Genomic DNA, 15472 nt, shown 5'->3' with positions numbered 1-15472 from the left:
CTTGACAAATAAATAAGGTGGTGGTGATAGTAATAGGAGATAAAGTGTAGGGAGATGGGGAGATGGGGAGATGGGGAGATGGGGAGATGGGGAGATGGGGAGATGGGGGGATAGGGGGATGGGGAGTGTGGGAGAATTTGTTATAGATTAGGAAAAAAATTAAACATTTCCGACAACTGGGGTCGGGTAGGAGAGTCGTTAAATTGGCTAGGAATGAGAGTAGGAAAATACTTTTAAGTTGCCCATGCACACTGTAGTTTATCCGTTTGAAAACTGCTGTAAGCTAGAGGTATTTTAGAAATAAAAAATAAGAATATAATAAAAAGTGATTGACGATCATCAAACAAAAAGATTCTATTCAGTAGATGTTATTGTTATGAATAAAAGCAAGGGCAGTTGAATATATAGACAAATATTTGCGGCGTTGCATAAATCCGGGATGATTTTAATAGTTTTGTGTTTGGGGCATCTTGCCCATTCCCCGTTCTTGATATTTTCACCGCAGGCAGGATACCCACCCCACTTATATTCATCTCGCACCTCAGCAATGCCATATTTGCTGTAGGTTAGTAGTTGTGAATAAAACTGTGTTAAGAACAAAAAAATGAGTTCGGATTATCCCTTGATTCTAGCAACAGACCTAGATGGAACTTTCTTAGGAGGTTCAGATGAACAACGAGCAGAATTTTATGAATATCTACAAAAATATCGCCATCGCTTACTGTTAGTATTCGTGACTGGGCGAGACATAGAATTTGTGCAAAGCTTATCTGAAGATTCAAAATTTCCTTATCCTGACTATATTATTGGCGATGTTGGTACCACAATAGTTCATGGTAAAACTCTAGAACCTTTAGAATCAATACAAGGATGGGTTGAAGAAATCTGGGGAAATTCCAGCGATCGTGTTAAAGAAATGATGGCAAATGAAGCAGGAATAGAACTTCAAGAATGTAGCGGTCCACGGCGTGTTTCTTACTATTACGAACCAGAAAAACTCCAAGAAAGCACGGTTCAAAAAGTGTTTGATGCTGGATTTGATTGTATTCTATCTGCTGATGTTTATTTAGATGTAGTACCTAAAGGTGTTTCTAAAGGACCTACACTGATAAAATTCATTGAATTACTAGAATTAAATGCAGACAATGTAATTCTAGCAGGAGATTCTCTCAATGACTTGTCTTTGTTCAAAACAGGACTCAAAAGTGTTGCAGTAGGTAATGCGGAACAGAAACTGGTAAAACATATCGCAACAATGGACAACGTTTATCACAGTCCTTATCCAGGCACAGCAGGAATCTGGGATGGTTTGAAATATTACACTAAATTATTAGAGGCATAATAAATTGAAATCCTCACTTGTTATTCTTTATCACCGAGAACCCTATGACGAAGTAATCGAAAATGGTAAAGTTCACTATAAACCGAAGAAAAGTCCCAACGGCATTGTTCCCACTCTCAAAAGTTTCTTCAAAAGCGTCAACCAAGGCATATGGATAGCTTGGAAGCAAGTTACCAAAGTAGGTATAGCTTTAGCAGAACCAGAAGTAACTACTCAGATCCGTCACCAAGGTCAGTTAGTCAGAATAGACTATTTTCCTGTCGGAACTTCTCCAGAATATATCAAGAGCTTAGTAGAAAAACCAGAAACTCAAGCATTGATTGCATCTATTAAAGATGAAGTATCAAGGACGAAAGTTAATTATTGCAGCAGGTCGTATTGACTATGTGAAAGGTCACCGTCAATGGTGATTTTTCTGTTAATTACTATTAACCTACTCTACTAACTTATATCAAAAATTGAGTAATTAACTAATAGCTGAAAATCATAAATCATGGTAAATAAAATATCTCAAGCTGATAAAAGAAGAGAAATTATTAGAACTTTAGACTCTGCTTATCCAGTATCGAGGGAAAAGGCAACTTTAGTTATTCTAGGTGCAGGTGCATGGGGTTCTGCTTTAGCAAAATTGGCTGGTCATAATCAACATGAAATACGTTTATGGTCTCGTAGCTTGAATGTCAATTTATCAGAAATACTCCAAGATGTTGATATTATAGTTTCGGCAATTTCTATGAAAGGAGTGAATGAAACGGCAGAAAAAATCAAAAAAATTGGATTATCAGAAAAGGTAATTATTGTGACTGCTACAAAAGGGTTAGATCCGGCAACAAGGCGGACTCCTTCTCAGATTTGGGAAACAAATTTTCCTAATAATTCAGTCGTGGTTTTATCTGGTCCTAATTTATCAAAAGAAATTAATGATAAATTACCTACTGCAACGGTAGTTGCTAGTAAAAATAAGGCAGCAGCAACAACAGTACAAAATATTTTTGCTTCTGGTTTATTTCGGGTTTATAGTAGTCCCGATCCTATTGGTACGGAGTTAGGTGGAACTTTGAAAAATGTTATTGCTATTGCTGCTGGAGTTTGTGATGGTTTGGAACTTGGTACTAATGCTAAATCAGCTTTGTTAACTCGTGCTTTGACAGAAATTATTCGGGTTGGTAATCATTTAGGCGGACAAACTGAAACTTTTTTTGGGTTATCTGGTTTAGGAGATATGTTGGCAACTTGTAGTAGTTCTTTGAGTAGAAATTATCGGGTTGGTTATGGTTTAGCTCAAGGTAAAAGTTTGGAGAAAATTTTAGATGAATTACAAGGTACTGCTGAGGGTGTTAATACTACGAATGTTTTGATCGATCTTGCTTACCGAGAAGAAATTCCTGTGCCTATTTCTCATCAGGTTTTTCTTTTATTAAATAGAAAAATTACTCCTGAAGAAGCAGTAGCTGCTCTAATGGAAAGAGATTTGAAAGCTGAATAAGGGATTTGAAAGCTGAATTTTGTGATTGATTCTCAACTGAAAACCCCAAAACTTGTGGATTAGTAATGTGTTTTTTGTTTTAAGTAGTTAAGCAAAATTAATTATATATCTACGGTTATTGTATATAAGTATATTTGTTGTTCTCTGTTATCTACTTTTATCAAATGTCAAATTAATTTTCATGGATACCTGTAGTAGGGAACAGCTCCATCAGGCAATAAGAAACCGTGGGAAAAAATCAAACCGTGTTCGATTTATCATCAGCCTATCTCAAGCACCAACCTTTTCTTTAGCTATGTTTTTATAGCTGCACGAATATTTATGATTGTGAGTAGTAAAATAGCAAGAATTTATGAAATTCTAATCCTCTAGTTTAAGAAAAATTAGTTTTTCCCCTGATGCTCAGATTTTTTCAAAATTTATAGTAGTCGAAGGAAAGGTTAGGAAAGATCAAAAGCTTAAAACTCAGACAACGCAATATTTTTCCTTCTTCTTTCTTCCTTCCTCCTTCTTCTGATCTAAACATAGTAAAACTCAGCCTAAGAGCAAAAACTAGCTAGGCAGTAGAACTAATATAGGAAAAATTTATTGGATATGGAAACTAGGAAATAGCAATACTGCTGATATCATGCTTATCTATCGCTTCGACAGATTCAGGAGGTGAAGATTCCATCTCCCAATCTGGGAAAACTTTGCGGATAACCTGAATATGAGGCTCAACCTCAATCCAAAGCCTTGCTCCGCCAGCCTGACTGCGATTTGGCTTGTGAGGTCTGTAAATGATTTTGCAAGGTCCGACTATTTCCGCTTCATGGCATCTATTATTATGATTGCCTTGTTTAACAGAAATAGCTGGATCGCTGGTACCGTTATCTCGGTTATCATCTATTACTTTTCGTATGATGTGAATAAAGGTATTGCCTGTACGCCTTCCTTTGTTCCAAGTACCTTGTGGACCTCGAAGACCAGGGGTTATTTCAGGCATTCCCCGACTGTTTAAAGGAATTGCCCAAAATCTACCTTTTTTCTTTGCTCCTCGAACACGACTTTGTTTTAAGAGTAGTCTGAGTCTAGCGGTAGAAATATTTAAAAGAAATGCTGCTTCTGTTGTCCCTACTAACATTGGCCTAAACTATTTCGGAATGATTTTTTTATCATACCAGGTAAAGTGTTCTGAAAAATTTTTCAAAAGTTATAAGAGTGGGGAAGAAGTATAAAACCTAGTTAACCTTGTTTTCCTGGACTAGAATTCAGACTCATTAGGATGGGCAAGTGATAATTCCTTATAGGTATGACTTTTTTTGAGAAAAAGTTACTAAATTACCAAGCATTACCAATAATAGTAAAAGCTGCCCAATAATAAGGATGAGATAAATTTTCATTTCCATATTTTGCTAATTCTTGTGGCAATTTTACTCTACTGCCAGAACCATGTAACTCACCTTTTTTCAAGTTTACTTTCCCTTTTAACATTGCTATTTGTGCTTGTCTGAGAGCTTCTGCTTTCAGTGGAATTTTTTGAAAATGTTGATAAAATTCATTCATTAATGCCAAAGTTCCCAAATCACTAACATACCAAAGACTTGCCAGTGCAGATTTAACTCCAGCTTGCACAGCCAAACCAGCAAAACCTAATTCTGCTTGTTTATCTCCCACTGCAGTTTTACAAGCACTTAGTACCAACAATTCTACTTTTGGTTGATGCCATTTCAAATTTCTAATATCGTCTAAGTTTAGCTTTTCTTGATTCCAAAACTGAATATAAGAATTACTGGGTTTGCCCGATCTAAACTCAGCATGGGTAGCTAAATGAATAATTCCAAATTTCTGTTTTTGTCGTTGGTATTGTAAATTTTTAACTGTAAAATCCTCGTTAATAAATGCTTTGCCTGGGAATAATTCTTGTGTAATTTGTTTTAATTCTGTTGGTACGGCTGGTAAAGATTGATGGTCGATAAATTCTGATGCCCCCATTCCTAATACTTGCATATTTTTGCTTGGATTATATTCAGTTTCAATCATATTAAAGGCGGGAATTAAAGCAATACTATACTTTTCTATGAGAAATTTTTCTCCATCATGTAGTGCTGATAATGCTAAACTGCGTAAACCCGGTCCTAAACAAAAAAGAATCGTATCTACTTTTTGTTTTTCTAATTCTGATTCCATAGGAGCTACTATCCACTGATAAATTTGTTGAGCAGGTTTTAGATATGAGTTTGTGTGACGTGCTCTGGGATCTATGATTTCCCCAGCTAATATTTTTGCTGTATTTAATACAGTCTTTCGCTCTTTATCAGTAACACTGTATATAATTGGTATTTGATTGGGAGTAATTAATACTAATTGTATTGTTTTTTTTCTTGGCCATACCCAAACAACTGCAGGGTTTTTAGCAGTTTGAGATTTCCATAAATCAAGTTGTTTAGCTATAGCTTCAACAGTTAATGTAAAATCTGAAAGATTAACATCAAAGTAACTTTCATAAGCTTTTTCCCAAGTTTGTTCGATTCTATTCACAACTTCTTTGACAGCCTGGTCTTTTAATAATTTATCCCACTCTGATTCTTGCAGAGCAAATGCTGGTTGTTTTTGTAGAAGAGTATTTAAAGTGATACTACTAATGCACAATAATATAAATAGAAAGGATAAAATCAGATTTTTTTTCCATCTTTTGTTAAACATAATTTGGCTCCAAAATTTTAATAGCCAACTCTATTGACTGTGATTGAGGCAAAAATTATAGATGGGTTAAATATAACAATTAATCTTCAGCTATCAATAGTCAGTTTTTCTTATTTTCGTGATTTTTACTTATTTTCAAGGCTGATTAATAGACCTACAGAGGTTTTCATTTGGGTAGACCACAGTAGGGACGTTCCATGGAACGTCCCTACAAGGTATTATTTGTGAAGATGTGGTTCATCAACTTGAAAAGCGCTGTAAATTACGCACAAACTACACTATGAGAAGATGAATTTGCTTACTGAATCTCGGTACAATGGTCTACACTGTGGAAAATAAGAACTTTTATACAGACTAATCTAAAATCAAAAACAGATATGACACCTCCAGAAACTAGCACTCCTCCAGAGGGTTCAGATAATAACAATTTAGCACCTGTAAGCTTGAAAGAGCCTGAAGTTAAGCCTAATAATACAGCTCAAGTAGGCGATCGCCAAAATTTAGAAGATGATGATTATCTCGATCGGTCTCCTGATGATGTGGAAATGTCTCTATTTGACCATCTTGAAGAGTTACGGATGCGAATATTTTATTCTCTAATAGCAGGAGTTGTAGGTATTATTGGTTGCTTCATTATAGTTAAACCTATTGTCCAATTCCTAGAAGTTCCTGCCCATGGAGTAAAGTTTCTCCAACTAGCTCCAGGAGAATATTTTTTTGTAACTATTAAAGTAGCTGCTTATAGTGGTTTTCTTTTGGCAAGTCCCTTTATACTTTATCAAATAGTTAAGTTTGTTTTACCAGGTTTAACTATTAGAGAAAGAAGATTTCTCGGACCCATTTTTTTAGGCTCTACAGTTTTATTTGGATTGGGATTAGTATTTGCTTATTTTGCAATTGTACCAGCAGCTTTGAAGTTTTTTATTAGTTACGGTTCGGAAGTAGTAGAACAAGCTTGGTCAATTGAACAATATTTTGAATTTGTATTGCTATTAATGTTTAGTACGGCATTAGCATTTCAAATTCCAATTCTGCAATTCTTATTAGGTATTTCAGGAATTGTTTCTTCTCAACAAATGTTTTCTGGGTGGAGATATGTATTGTTAGGTGCAGCAGTTTTAGGAGCAGTTTTAACTCCTTCAACTGACCCTTTAACTCAAAGTTTATTAGGTGGAGCAGTAGTTGCTCTTTATCTGAGTGGTAGTTTTGTCGTAAGGTTGATAGGACGTTGAAGAAGGCAGAAGGCAGAAGGTCTAATTGCATGGGGATAGTCTTCGACAGGCCACTTCATGTCTACAAACCCCAAACAATTTTAAGCACCCCCATTGACGGTGGGATATTAAACCTGGAAAAGAAAAGATAAAAATATTGATTCTATATAATATTTAGAAGGAAATAAATTATGTCAGTCTTTAAACCCTCCCTTTGTAAACCTAGAAGTTTGCTTTGACTTTCTACTTTTAAATTTAGGAGGTTTAATAGGTCTACTTTTTCTCTGACCTAGGGACGTTGCATGCAACGTCCGTACTTTGAAAAAGTTTTGATAATCCTAGTTTAAATCATTCAATTATTCCTGTAATGGTATAGCAGAAACTTCTGATAACCATTCTCTATATTCAGTCTTTTTAGCTTGAGTAATAAAAAGCTTTTGTAGCTCAGAATTAATGGGTTTCTTTTCTCCTGAAGTATACTTTTCTTGACAGGAAGCTAGACTATCATTCCAAACCACACGGACCGAACCAAATAGCTTGGCTAATTGGTGTTTTTGTCCCGATGTTGGATAGATACGATACTTAAGTCTAGCTTTCATAATTCCTATCTAAACTAACAGCACGATAACATATTTATTAAAAAAAAACTAAAAAGTCGCCCTAGAAGGGCGAGGCTTTAAACTCAATTTTTTGGTAACTACCCTATAATAATAACCGGATTTGGTATAGCATCATGTCCGCACTTTATCGTTTGTGTAAACTCAAGGGTGAATATCTACAGGAAATTTAGGTTTTTTTGTTGCTAAATAGTCTTTGTCCCTTTTCTTTCTTCCCTCTTCCTTCTTCCTTGTTCCTTCTCCAAGCTTTGATTCTTTAAATACCAAATAAAGTATAAATTCGATTCCGAATCCAAATCATCGCTGTTTCTTGGGAATTTTCTTGGTTATCCAGTAATCCTAAGTTTTTTAAAGTCTCTAAACGTCGGGATAATTCTTCAGAAATTTTGTCTGCTAGTCTTTGGTGTTTTGCCAAAAGATTATGTAAATTGTCTCGGTCTACTACAAATAAAATTGTATCTTCTGTGGCACGAAGACTCGCTGTACGAGTAATCCCTAATATTAGTGACATTTCTCCAATAAATTCTCCTGCATATCTAGTTGTAATATACTTATTTGCTTTTTCTGAAAATACTTCTACCGACCCTGAAAGAATAATATAAAATGAATCTCCTGGCTCTTCCTCTCGACAGATTATTTCACCGCGAGGAACAATTTTTCTATATCCATTTTCAATGATATCTCGTAGTTCAATATTATTACAATTCTGGAAATAACTAATCTGTCGTAATAAATCTCGTAAATTCCATTTTGAGGGATTTTGTTGAGTTTTTACTATATTTTTGACTAAGGAAGTTGAAAGTTTTTTTTGATTTTTTCCAACAGTTTTTGACTCTGCTTTTTGATGTGTTTGAATTAAATCATTAATCTGGCGAATATGTAAATCTCTTTGGGGAAAAGGAATAGAAATATTCCGATAACGTAATTCTGAATCTATTAAAAAGTTTAAAGAACTTGTGATTGGATCTATAAGAGGAGGATATTTAATCCAGACTAATAGTTCAAAATTTAAGGCACTATCTCCAAACCCTTTAAACCAAACTTTTGGTGAAGGATTTGATAAAACTTTTTTTTCTTTTCTAGCTGCATCTAAAAGTGCTTCTGTTACTAAGATTGTATCGCTACCATAGGCAACACCAATAGGAATATGTAGGCGAGAGGTCGAATCTTTATGACTCCAGTTAATAATATTTTGTTCGACTAGAAAATTATTAGGAATAATCACAAAAATACCATCAAGAGTTCGGATTACAGTTGAACGAATTGAGGTTTTTTCTACTATTCCTGATAAATCATCAACTTCGATAAAATCTCCGATTTTAATTGGTTGAGCAATCAAAATTGTTAAACCACTAACAAAATTACTAATAATATTTTTCATGCCAATACCAATGCCAATACTTAAAGCACCAGCAATCACAGTAATTGAGGTTAAGTCAATGCCTGCATTATGAAGCACGATTAAGATACCAGCTATTGTTATTATGTAATTAATAATAGAAGCGATGGCTTCTCTTGTACCTTTTTTGATTCCTAAATTAACTAATATCCATTCTTTCATCCACTTTTTTATTGTGCGGGAGAAAAATACTAATAAAACAATTAAGAAAATTATTTCAGTAATATTCTTGATAGAAAATGATTGATTCCCTAACTCAAATAGTTTAATTTGAAAGATTTGAACTAAGAGGCTAAATATATTTTTTATTTCTATAAGTATCCAATTCATCTTAAACTCAATGTATTTAATAAATGAGGAAAAATTAAATATATAAATTAAATAGCAAATGTAAAAGAGGTTCAACCTCAGTCTATCTAAAAATTGTGTAAGTAAAAAAAATCTCATTGGTATAGAGTATTATTATGATAATCATAGAAGTAAAATTAAGTTTCCAGCAGGAAAACTTATCAACCACAAAAATCAATGAAATTTACCAAAGATTCTAAATACCTAGACCCCATTCTACAAGATGGTATCGATTAAGCTATTAAGTTAATGGAAAAAGGGCGACTGTATCACTATAACTTTGGTACAGAGTTCGATTATAATAGGGTAGATTTCGTTTAACAGTTGGGAAAATTTATGACTACAACATAATTTCCAGAGGGCAAAAAATCAGCTGATAAACTAAAGTTACTAATAATAATTTTTTATACCAATACTAATATCAAGACTTAAAACTCTAGTAACCATAGTAATTGAAGTTAATTCAATGACTATTTTATATAATACGATTAAGATACCGACTATTGTTATTATTTAATTAATAATGGAGGCGATCGCTGATCTTGTACATTTTTTGATTCCTAAATTAACTAATATCTATTCTCTAATCCATGTTTTTCTTATGCAGAATTAGGAATACTACTAAAATCATTAACTCAGATTCCGCACGTCAATTTGTCACATAATAAAGTACCACAAACATCAGTAAGTTGATAAGTATTTATAGTCTATAAATAATCATAATTTAACTGAGACAAAAGCCAAATTAAATTGAATAGATCAAGCATAAATACTTGATGGAGCCAGATAATTAGCTCGGATAATTCCCTACTAACTCATGTACGTTGCCAATCCAACGGCTCCCTTAAATGACTACTGACTACTTGCCCTTTATACTACGCGCGTGAAGTTCCGAATGTAGAATTAAGAAAATTATTTCAGTAATATTCTTTAATAGAGAATGATTGATTCCCTAACTTAAATAGTTATTTTTTAAAGATTTTAACTAACAGGCTAAATATATTTTTTATTTCTAGAAATATCTAATACCATTTTAATACATTTTTGTTACAAATAATTAAGTTATTGCTAGTAGTCATTAAGACAGAATAACAGTTTGTCAGAATTTATTGCAATTTGAGGATGAGTATTTTTAATAGTTTCAATATCATCAAAACCAGTTATACCAAATTCAAAAAAGGTAGTTACATCTTAATTTGTCATTTCTTGCTACAATTAAAAATTGTATATATCCATAAAATGTCAAATTCAAGCATTTTTTCCTCTTTTTTATCCAGTTTTTCTTTCTATTTTGCCAGATGAGCTGTTGCCTGTTGCCCGTGTTGAGACTGTAGCAATATTTTATGGAATTGGTATTAGAGTTATTTCTTTATCACTAACAACTATGAAATTTGTGCTTCTGGGTTATGACTGAATTAATGTCATTTATCCTAGCAATTATCCTCTAAATTAAGTTACTAATACTTGTGAATTTTCGACAATATTTACTTCCCTTTGGAGAATAATTGCTAGATAAGTTCCTATTTCTACTTTTTTCATTAGCACTTGTTATGCTAAAAATTTATGGGATAATATATAATCACTAATTGCTTGAATTTATTCTGTGTTAAATTTACGAAATACTGCTACTTTTCGTGACTAATTTACTACCTATTTCATAATTTATATCCTTTTGTTTTTTTACTTAAATAAATGGTTTATCTCAATACTTGTATGGCAATTATTAGATAAAATTTTAACCTCGATAAATAGTTTAATCGATTCCATATATATTATTAATTAAGTCAAATACTAAACTAATTTATTCTAATTTAGAGAAGATAAAAAATGACAAACATAACCTATTCTGACTTTGAGAAAATAGAAATAAGGGTGGGAAAAATTATTGCTACAGAAGAATTTCCAGAAGCCAGAAAACCAGCTTACAAACTGTGGATAGATTTTGGTGAATTTGGCATCAAAAAGTCTAGCGCAGGATTAACAAAGCTCTATATTCGTCAAAATTTAGTGGGCAAATTAATTCTAGCAGTGACAAACCTGCCACCACGTCAAATCGCTAACTTTATGTCTGAGGTCTTAGTTTTAGGTGTGGTGATGGATGATGGAGAAGTTGCTCTAATACACCCAGATAGAGATGTGCTACTGGGCCAAAGAATCTTGTAGTGTTTTGAGCGCCCTCTGGTTAAAATTCTTCTACCATCCATTCTGAAGCTCTCTCACCTAAGTCTAGAGGAATACTAACTGCTTTACCTAACCGAGGTCTTTCTTTTGTATTCTCAATGTAGTTCTTAACAGTTTCTACACCACCAAAACCATTTATATAGGTGGCTATTGCATCTAGATGGGCAAAATAATCTACTTCTGTCATCGGAAAAGATACTTGTTCAAGGTACTTCCACATCACCTGCACAAATATTTTGCCTTTTGTCCGCCGTAGTTGAATATCATAAGACTTACCCCACTTGTCTAATAATAGTTGATGTAATTCCTTGCCAGTTATCATATATTTTAGATTTTAGATTTTAGATAGATTATAACTTCTACAGTTTTGAGTTCTAAACACTAAATATAGTGTGCTACTGTAGTTTTATTTAGGATTATGTAGTGTTTTTGCGTAAATTTTCAAGTTCAATAGTTAATTTGGGAAAAACTAACTATTTAACAAGTTTCTAAAAGTCAAAAATTATACTACATTTATAAATCTAAATTATCTAGTCATAGACCTTACTATCACAACATTCACATTTCTTAATGAAAAGAACAATCAAAGTTCAACTAAATTTCAAAAAGGAGTCCCGTGTTGTAATCTATGATTCAGCGCCGGGAGGAATTTTTAATTTCAAATAAAATGAAGCTTCATTGTTGATTGATATTTTTCACCATTTGAAGTCTCATATAATAATGAAGCAAATAACGACTATATCTTGTAAATTGAAGTTCACCTCAGAAGTGACAAAAGAAATAGAAGCCACTATGGAAATGTTTGCTAATGCTTGTCAGTATTTACATGAAAACAGTGACAAAAAACTGAAAAATTATGTGGCCATGCAAGCTTTGATGTACGGTAAAGTTAGAGAAAAGTTTCAGTTATCAGCACAAACTACAATTCATTCCATTAGACGAGTATGTTCTAATCGCAAAACTTCTATTACTAATAATATTAAAAAATAATTAACTTTTGCACCAACATCAGTTGATTATGAAAGTAGAACATTTAGTTTAGATACAAAGAAATGGATTGTGAGTTTAAAGCTTTTGAGTAAGCGCACAAAACTTGAGTTATTAATAGGTAATTATCAACGAGGAATATAAAAAGATAGTAAGCCTACTTCAACAGTCTTAACTAAAAGAAAAGATGGAACTTACTATATTAATATTCATGTTAATCATATTTTTCCTGAGCCAGAACCAACAAATAAAATAATAGGAATTGATTTAGGCAGGACAGATATAGCCTCAACATCTGAAGGTGAATCATGGTCTGTTCAATAATTAATAATGAATAATTAATAATGAATAATTACCTCTCCTTGAAAAGAAGAGGATTGACTCAAGGGAAAAATTTTATTTATTATCCCCTTAAAATAGGGAGGCTTTAAAGCACAATTTTTCAGTAAAAATATAACTTCTAAGAGAAATCATTATTCTCAAATGAGAGCAGCTCTACAAAGAAAAGCTTCTATTGGCACTTCTTTGTAGTCGGATAAGATGTCGGCAACTACAGCAACGGTTATCAGGTAAAGAACGACGCTTGCCTCCTTCAGAGGAGCTTTCCTATCGGAATGCTGCGCAAACCCTATCATAAACAGGTTAATCACGAAATAACAACTTATTTAGTCAAAAAAGCAGCGACTAATAAGAATTCTATTGCCATAGAAGATTTAACTAATATTAGAAACAGAACTAATCAGCAACCAAGAAGTAAGAAAGAAGATTATCTCATAGTTGAGCTTTTGATCGGTTCAGAATGTTTCTTGCTTATAAATGTGTGTTAAATGCCGTGAAATTAATATTAGTTAATCGGTGCATATACTAGCCTTACTTGCCACAAATGTTTGCATATAAGTCCGACAAAAGAAACTACATAGGGCTTGCTGAAAAAGTCTTTTTTAAGGAGTAGGGGAGTAGGGGAGTAGGGGAGTAATTTTTGGGCTACTCTCTTGCCCAAAATGCGCTCCATGCATCAGCATAAAGCAGCTCAAAACTAGGTACTTTTTCCAGAAGCTCAAAAGGCACTTACCTTTATCTATAAATGCTTTGAGATTTAATCAGCAAGCCCTACATATAGGATAGAAAGGGTAAAAACTACCACTGCTTTCATTGTGGATGGAAAGGTGATGCGGAGTGCGATTCGTTCAGTCAAAACCTAGAAAGGGGGGAAGACTGGCATCTGTGTAGTAACCCGTTTAAGGTTGAGTCCGCACTTAAATCCTATGCAGATGACAACTGAATAACCATGTTGGTGAAGAAAAGTATCCTAGAAATTCTAAGCCCAACCCTCCAGGTGCAGGAGTGAAAACATATTCCCTGCTGTAGAGAGTGGTCTTCAATATGGCAAAGCGGGAATAAAAGGTCAAAAGTATACCAAACCTCGTGGTCAAGGCAGACTGAGTAAGTCCGTATGGATAACAAAAGTGAAGGAATATTTGAACCGTCTACACGCCTGACTAGCGAAAGAGGATGATACGCTAGACGAACCAAAAGGATCACAAAACTTGGGAATCAACAGAATTCGGCTCTAGTTGATAAGCACTTCCCAAAAAGGCGGAAAATTTCATTCTAACCGGACAAACCGATGGTTATTCGGAACGAAGTAACCCTGGTAGTTACTCTGTGAGGAGGTCGATACCCACAGTAGTCAACCAAGACGCAAACTCTAGGAAACTAGGTAATGCTAGGGAAAGATTGAGCTCAATTGCTAATGCTTAACCGTAATGGTTGAGATACGCCGACGGACTCACGATGTAACGGAAGGTAAGGCTGTTAGTAGTAGTAATGTTATGAACACGGAATCAAAACCGATGTATAGATGGAAGGACATCCCCTGGCCAAAGCTAGAAAGGATGGTCTATAAGCTACAGAAACGGATTTATCAAGCGTCTCGTTGTGGCAACGTCGCATTAGTTCACAGACTCCAAAAGTTGCTCGTCAAATCTTGGTCAGCCAAAGCCATAGCGGTGCGTAGAGTGACCCAGGAAAATCAGGGCAAAAAGACAGCAGGAGTGGATGGAGTAAAATCCCTATCCCCAGAAGCACGTCTGAAGCTGATAGAAAAAATCAAACTGGGTTCAAAGGTTAAACCAACAAGAAGGGTTTGGATACCTAAGCCTGGAAGTAAGGAAAAAAGACCTTTAGGAATACCTACCATGTATGACCGCGCATTACAAGCTCTCATAAAAATGGCCTTAGAGCCAGAATGGGAAGCTCGCTTTGAACCAAATAGTTACGGCTTTAGACCAGGTAGATGCTGCCATGATGCCATACAAGCCATATTTACCAGCATTAACAAAAAGGCTAAATATGTTCTAGATGCTGATATAGCCAAATGCTTTGACCGAATCAACCACGAAAAACTACTAGAAAAATTGAATACTTTTCCCACCTTTCACCAGACAAATCCGAGCTTGGTTAAAAGCTGGTGTAATGGATGGAAAAGAGCTATTTCCAACGAACGAGGGCACTCCGCAAGGAGGGGTAATATCACCTCTACTTGCCAATATTGCTTTGCATGGCATGGAAGAAAAGATTAAGAGTTTGTCAGAATCATTTGACATGAAACGCTCCGATGGTAAATATCAACTACCAAAAAGAGATAAAAGGAACTCAATTAGTTTAATCAGATATGCCGATGACTTAGTAATTCTACACGAATCAGAAGAAGCAATACATCAGTGTCATCAGGTCATAGCGGAGTGGCTTCAACAAATGGGTCTAGAACTCAAACCTAATAAAACCCGAATAGCCCATAGCCTTGAATCTTATAGAGAAGAGGAAAAAGGTTTTGATTTCCTGGGGTTTCATATCTCACAGTATAAAGCAGGTAAATGTCGCTCTGGAAAGGACAGTAATGGTAATCTTCTAGGGTTCAAAACTCTCATCTCCCCTTCCCAAAAATCCCAAAAGAAACACTACGCGAAAGTAGCTGAGGTAATAGAAAAACATAGAGGGAAATCTCAGGTAGCACTAATAAAAAACTTGAACCCTATCATCAACGGATGGTGTAATTACTTCAAGCCCTACCAAAGCAGCAAAGCATTTTCAAAGATAGATTACCTTATATGGTGGAAACTCTGGAAATGGGGGAAACATAGACACCGGAACAAAGGGTCCAAATGGCTCAGCTCGAAGTATTGGCACACAAAGAAAGGGGACAATTGGATATTC

Annotated in this window: 13 protein-coding genes and 1 pseudogene; 9 read left to right on the top strand and 5 right to left on the bottom strand. The window is 34.5% G+C overall.

From position 1 onward, the window contains the following. Positions 1-604: 604 nt before the first annotated feature. The 3 genes from F6K23_RS35615 (at position 605) to F6K23_RS35605 (ending at position 2828) form a co-directional block, all read left to right on the top strand. Positions 605-1342, top strand: coding sequence for an HAD-IIB family hydrolase (locus F6K23_RS35615; RefSeq protein WP_293165230.1), 738 nt, complete (start codon positions 605-607; stop codon positions 1340-1342). Positions 1343-1346: 4 nt separating this feature from the next. Next, complete coding sequence (locus F6K23_RS35610; RefSeq protein ID WP_367267915.1) at positions 1347-1724, top strand: hypothetical protein; 378 nt, start codon at positions 1347-1349, stop codon at positions 1722-1724. 111 nt (positions 1725-1835) lie between these two features. Next, positions 1836-2828, top strand: a complete 993-nt coding sequence (locus F6K23_RS35605) for an NAD(P)H-dependent glycerol-3-phosphate dehydrogenase (protein WP_293165228.1) — start codon at positions 1836-1838, stop codon at positions 2826-2828. 601 nt (positions 2829-3429) lie between these two features. Here the strand turns inward: F6K23_RS35605 and F6K23_RS35600 are convergent. Beyond that, positions 3430-3951 (bottom strand): DNA-binding protein, encoded by a 522-nt coding sequence (locus tag F6K23_RS35600; RefSeq protein WP_293165227.1) that lies wholly within the window; start codon positions 3949-3951, stop codon positions 3430-3432. A 197-nt stretch (positions 3952-4148) separates the two neighbouring features. Further along, entirely contained in the window at positions 4149-5513 is a 1365-nt protein-coding gene (locus F6K23_RS35595; protein WP_293165225.1) for a CHAT domain-containing protein, read from the bottom strand. A gap of 377 nt (positions 5514-5890) precedes the next feature. Between F6K23_RS35595 and tatC the strand changes: the two genes are divergently transcribed. Then, complete coding sequence (tatC, locus tag F6K23_RS35590; protein WP_293165223.1) at positions 5891-6745, top strand: twin-arginine translocase subunit TatC; 855 nt, start codon at positions 5891-5893, stop codon at positions 6743-6745. A gap of 335 nt (positions 6746-7080) precedes the next feature. On the opposite strand, the gene F6K23_RS35585 is transcribed toward tatC, so the two are convergent. Both F6K23_RS35585 and F6K23_RS35580 read right to left on the bottom strand, forming a co-directional pair. Then, the gene (locus F6K23_RS35585; protein WP_293165221.1) at positions 7081-7323 is read right to left on the bottom strand and encodes a helix-turn-helix domain-containing protein; all 243 of its coding nucleotides are present in this window, start codon (positions 7321-7323) and stop codon (positions 7081-7083) included. A gap of 274 nt (positions 7324-7597) precedes the next feature. Next, the gene (locus tag F6K23_RS35580; RefSeq protein ID WP_293165219.1) at positions 7598-9070 is read right to left on the bottom strand and encodes a mechanosensitive ion channel domain-containing protein; all 1473 of its coding nucleotides are present in this window, start codon (positions 9068-9070) and stop codon (positions 7598-7600) included. Positions 9071-10310: 1240 nt separating this feature from the next. Between F6K23_RS35580 and F6K23_RS35575 the strand changes: the two genes are divergently transcribed. Together F6K23_RS35575 and F6K23_RS35570 are read left to right on the top strand one after the other, a co-directional pair. Then, a complete protein-coding gene (locus tag F6K23_RS35575; RefSeq protein WP_293165217.1) occupies positions 10311-10502 on the top strand; it encodes a hypothetical protein in 192 nt (63 codons plus the stop codon). 413 nt (positions 10503-10915) lie between these two features. Further along, the gene (locus tag F6K23_RS35570; RefSeq protein ID WP_293165215.1) at positions 10916-11251 is read left to right on the top strand and encodes a tRNA-binding protein; all 336 of its coding nucleotides are present in this window, start codon (positions 10916-10918) and stop codon (positions 11249-11251) included. Positions 11252-11270: 19 nt separating this feature from the next. On the opposite strand, the gene F6K23_RS35565 is transcribed toward F6K23_RS35570, so the two are convergent. Beyond that, positions 11271-11588 carry a DUF3067 family protein gene (locus F6K23_RS35565; protein WP_124147628.1) on the bottom strand — a complete coding sequence of 106 codons (318 nt, stop codon included), beginning with the start codon at positions 11586-11588 and terminating at the stop codon, positions 11271-11273. 449 nt (positions 11589-12037) lie between these two features. Here F6K23_RS35565 and F6K23_RS35560 point away from each other — a divergent pair, with 449 nt between their 5' ends. The 3 genes and pseudogenes from F6K23_RS35560 to F6K23_RS35550 form a co-directional block, all read left to right on the top strand. Further along, complete coding sequence (locus F6K23_RS35560; protein ID WP_293165213.1) at positions 12038-12259, top strand: hypothetical protein; 222 nt, start codon at positions 12038-12040, stop codon at positions 12257-12259. A gap of 611 nt (positions 12260-12870) precedes the next feature. Next, on the top strand, positions 12871-13083 hold the full coding sequence (locus F6K23_RS35555) for a hypothetical protein (protein WP_293165212.1): 213 nt from the start codon (positions 12871-12873) through the stop codon (positions 13081-13083). Between the two features lie 939 nt (positions 13084-14022). Next, positions 14023-15396: pseudogene (locus F6K23_RS35550) on the top strand (reverse transcriptase domain-containing protein); the annotation flags it as partial. Positions 15397-15472 lie beyond the last annotated feature (76 nt).

It is taken from the genome of Okeania sp. SIO2C9 (assembly GCF_010672455.1).
GTDB lineage: Bacteria > Cyanobacteriota > Cyanobacteriia > Cyanobacteriales > Microcoleaceae > Okeania.
Note: the sequence above shows the minus strand (reverse complement) of the source record. Positions and strands in the feature narration are given on the sequence as shown.